Annotated in this window: 4 protein-coding genes; 3 read left to right on the top strand and 1 reads right to left on the bottom strand. The window is 32.8% G+C overall.

Translation table 11 applies throughout. From position 1 onward, the window contains the following. The first annotated feature begins 93 nt into the window (after positions 1–93). Positions 94–696 (top strand): GNAT family N-acetyltransferase, encoded by a 603-nt coding sequence (locus tag V7183_RS15380; RefSeq protein ID WP_170958115.1) that lies wholly within the window; start codon positions 94–96, stop codon positions 694–696. Positions 697–842: 146 nt separating this feature from the next. Here V7183_RS15380 and V7183_RS15375 read toward each other — a convergent pair whose 3' ends face one another. Beyond that, positions 843–2324, bottom strand: a complete 1482-nt coding sequence (locus V7183_RS15375) for a UDP-N-acetylmuramoyl-L-alanyl-D-glutamate--2,6-diaminopimelate ligase (RefSeq protein WP_097898320.1) — start codon at positions 2322–2324, stop codon at positions 843–845. A 242-nt stretch (positions 2325–2566) separates the two neighbouring features. Between V7183_RS15375 and V7183_RS15370 the strand changes: the two genes are divergently transcribed. Next, on the top strand, positions 2567–3343 hold the full coding sequence (locus V7183_RS15370) for a DeoR/GlpR family DNA-binding transcription regulator (protein ID WP_335360085.1): 777 nt from the start codon (positions 2567–2569) through the stop codon (positions 3341–3343). A 219-nt stretch (positions 3344–3562) separates the two neighbouring features. Next, a complete protein-coding gene (locus V7183_RS15365; RefSeq protein WP_335360084.1) occupies positions 3563–4108 on the top strand; it encodes a GNAT family N-acetyltransferase in 546 nt (181 codons plus the stop codon). Positions 4109–4202 lie beyond the last annotated feature (94 nt).

The following is a 4202-nucleotide window of genomic DNA, read 5'->3' as shown; positions in this document are numbered from 1 at the left end:
TCCTAATATATGCCATAGAATATTCAAATGAAGTTTTTATTAGTGGTGACATTCTTGAATTAGAAATTCTAATGCCGATAAAGGAGGATGAAGGTGATTATTAAAGAAATCGATAAATATGATAAAAACGAAGAAGTTATGCTTTTGAGAGAGTCTTTCATCTCAAAATGGAAGAAAATTTTAGGGACAAATGATAATCAAAAAGTTGATATGTATTTAGAATCATACGATCAAACTACAGAAAAACGTTTTTCAGTGATTGATGGTGATAATGGAATTGTAGGTATTTTTGGAGTGAATGCTTCAAATTTTCCCGAAAAGAACTTTAATAGCGGGAATAAGGATAGGCATTTCCCTTTTTTTAGGAAACTTAGATGGAGATTAGGGATGAGGCTACTTTATACTAGGCCTCAAAAGGATGAACTATATGTAAGCTTTTTGGCAATTAATAAGAGATGTCGTGGTAAAGGATATGGGAGAAAAGTTTTAAACGAAGTAATGAAAATAGCAAAATTCGAAAATAAAAGTACAGTAAAGCTTTATGTGTCTCAAACGAATGAAATTGCCATACACCTGTATCGGCGCTATGGTTTTAAAATACACAACGCAGAAAGGTATTTATTAACAAAATGGTTCTTAGGAGAAGAAAATTGGTTAGTAATGAAAAAGGAAGTAGAGGAAAGCGATTGTAGATAAAATTTCATTGGTCTTCGTAATATTTGTTCAATGATAATTTTAAAACTTGAGGGTTCGGATTCCCTCAAGTTTTTTTGTAGGCGAATTAGTATACAATTCTAATTACGGCTAATATGCTAGTATAGATTTCTTGATCACAAAAGAAATTATTTTATTTCAAAAAGAGCTTTTCGTGCTACTTTTTTATCATCAAAGTGCACCGTTTCATCTTTTAAAATTTGATAAGTTTCATGACCTTTACCAGCTATAAGCACAATATCATGAGGCGCTGCCATTTGAATTGCTTTTTTTATCGCGTTCTCCCGATTAACTTCTAATTCATATTCGGAACTATCGTATTCTAACATTCCTTTTTCGATGTCTTTCATAATGATGAAGGGATCTTCAGAACGAGGATTATCAGAAGTTATAAAGACATAATCACTGTATTTGCATGCAATACGTCCCATAATAGGTCTTTTATTTGTATCTCGATTGCCACCACAGCCAAATACAGTAATGATTTTTCCGGTAGAAAACTCGTTTAGCGTAGTAAGTACATTCTTTAAGGCATCAGGCGTATGAGCATAATCAACTAATAAGAGAAAATCTTGTCCTTCATTAACTATTTCCATTCTCCCATTTATATGATTGATATGGGCTAGACTTTGACGAATTGCTTCTAATGGAATCCCTTCAATTAATGCAGATGCGATTGCGGCTAACGCATTATAAACATTAAATCCCCCTACTAATTTAATGTTTATTTCGATGTCTCCTTTAAAAGTAGCAGCTAAAAATTCAATTCCTTTTGAACTTAATTTTATATTTTTAGCGGCAACATCTGCTTCGTTTTCTATTCCATACGTGATAATTTCTGCAGAAGTAATTTTTTGAAAATAAGGTGCAGCCGGATCATCGATATTTATAACAGCAAATTTTTTATTTGTGCTGGAAAATGTATTCCCTAACCTAGAAAAAAGAAGGCCTTTTGTCTGCTTGTAATCTTCAAATGTTCCATGATAGTCTAAGTGATCTTGAGTTAAGTTAGTGAAAACAGCTGTTTTAAAATCACATCCCATAGTTCTTCCCATATGTAGTCCTTGTGATGTTACTTCCATAATGCAGTAATCGGTTTCCTGATTCTTCATTAACCTTAAGTTTTTTTGTAAAATTGGTGGTTCTTGTGTATTAATGTCTGTAGGGTACATATTTTCCCCAATTTTTATCCCGTTGTTTCCCATTAGGCCTGTACGGTATCCATAATCTTTTAGAATTTTTTCAATTAAATAAGAAGTTGTTGTCTTGCCGTTCGTTCCAGTAATACCCATTATATTCATTTCATGAGAAGGATAATGATAAAAATGGGATGCTATAACGCCCATAGCGCGCCTAGCATCTTTCACAAATATCTTTGGAACATTGACATTTACATCTTTTTCAACCAGTAATGCTACAGCGCCATTTTGAACTGCCTCTTCAGCAAATAGATGCCTATCTGCAAGAAAACCTTCTATACCTGGAACACAAATAAACAAATTTCCCTTTTCGATTTTTCGAGAATCCATTTGTAGGCCAGTAATTTCTATATCCATATTCCCGGTAGTCTTTTTGTTAAAAAAAAGATCTGCAATTTCTTTTAATTTCAAGACAAACACCTCATATATTCAAAGTCTATTTCATTATAACTCTATTTTATTGTAAATTATTTAAATTCTGAAAATAATCCATGTGTATACTTAATATTCATGAAAAAAGTTAGATGGACCAGAGATATTCTTGATAAAAGATGAAAAAACATGAAGTTAAAATATTGTAAAACAGAATAAACATGAATATAATGGTAATTGAAAGATTGAATTTTCTGATTTTATTTTTAGGAGGGGTTATTATGTTCACAGAAGAAAGAAGGGGAAAAATTTTAGAGTTACTTAAGAAAGAAGGAAGAGTGATTGCGAAAGATCTCGCTGAAATGTTTGAGATGTCTATTGATTCCATTAGAAGGGATCTTTCTATTATGGAAGAGAAGGGATTACTGAAAAGAACGCATGGAGGGGCAATTGAGTCTTCAAAAGTTAGAACCTTGCCTGCACCACTATCTAAACGTTATGGAGAAGGATCAAAATATGATAACGCAATTGCAAAGGCGGCTGCTTCCTTCATTCAAAAGGGGGATTCAGTATTTATCGGTGGGGCTTCGATTCATTACACCATGTTAAAATATTTACCTAACACTCATTTTACAGTCGTTACAAACTCCATGAAAATAGCTGACACGTTAAAAGAAAATGAATTTATTGACACGTATTTAGTTGGTGGGAAAGTAAAGTCTTCTGGAAATATAACAGATTCGTTAGCGTATGAATTCATACAACAATTTTCAATTGATCTTTATTTTTCAACAGGTGGAGGAGTTTCAATAAATGGTATAAGTACAGCAACACCGGAAGTAGCTAGTTTTGGTAAGGCTGTAAGCGAGATTTCGCGAAGAAATATTTGTTTAGCCCCTCATTATAAGCTTGGTGTAGAGTACTTTGTAAAAGGAGAATCGCTTCGAGAAATCGATCTTTTGATAACAGATGAAGAAGCAAATGAAGAAACCATTCAACAAATTGAAAATAAAGGTATGAAAGTGCTAGTGGCAAAATCTAGTGAGGAAAAAGAATGAGAAAGGTAGCGTTGTATTGTAAAAAAACAAGAAAATAGACCGAATCCTTTGCGCCAGGCGGTCTATTTCCTCTAAGTCATAGGGAGTCGTTGGTAGCGACTCCTTTATTTATTATATGCTTATTAAAGGATTTTTAAAAGGGACAGAGAACTTCAAAATAGTAGGTATGTTTACTTTTTAAGTAATATGAAATCATTCTATAGATGAAAGGAATATATTATGAGAATTAACAAACAAGAATTTTATGTGAATGGGATAAATTATATGATTAGATCGGCAATTGATAAAGATGCAAAAGAGTTGTCTGAATTAAGATTACAGATTGACGGAGAAACTGAAAATTTGGATAGAGAAAAAGGGGAGGGATTCATTGATACAGCGGGATTTAAAGAGATTATAAAAACGGACACTGAAAGTCCAAGGAACTTGTTTTTAGTCGCTGTAGTGAACGACCGGATTGTCGGTTTTTCAAGATGCGAGGGAGTTTATTTAAAGCGATTCTCTCATAAAGTAGAATTTGGAGTATGCGTATTAAAAGATTTTTGGGGATATGGCATTGGTAAAAACATTTTAAAAGAATCTATATCTTGGGCTGACGCCAATGGTATTAAAAAAATCACTCTAAATGTTTTAGAGACAAACGATAAAGCGATTAAACTGTATGAGAGACTTGGTTTTGAAATTGAAGGTATATTAAAAAATGACAAAATCCTTTCCGATGGTAAATACTATAACACCATTATTATGGGAAGATTGAATGGGTAATATCTTAATAAAACTACATATATATACATCAATTAAAAAATCGATATACCCCCCCTCTTTTTAGGTGGGCGAGAGGATCTGGCCATGCATAGAA

It is taken from the genome of Bacillus sp. JJ1127, from assembly GCF_036965845.1.
In the GTDB taxonomy this organism is placed as follows: domain Bacteria; phylum Bacillota; class Bacilli; order Bacillales; family Bacillaceae_G; genus Bacillus_A.
Note: the sequence above shows the minus strand (reverse complement) of the source record. Positions and strands in the feature narration are given on the sequence as shown.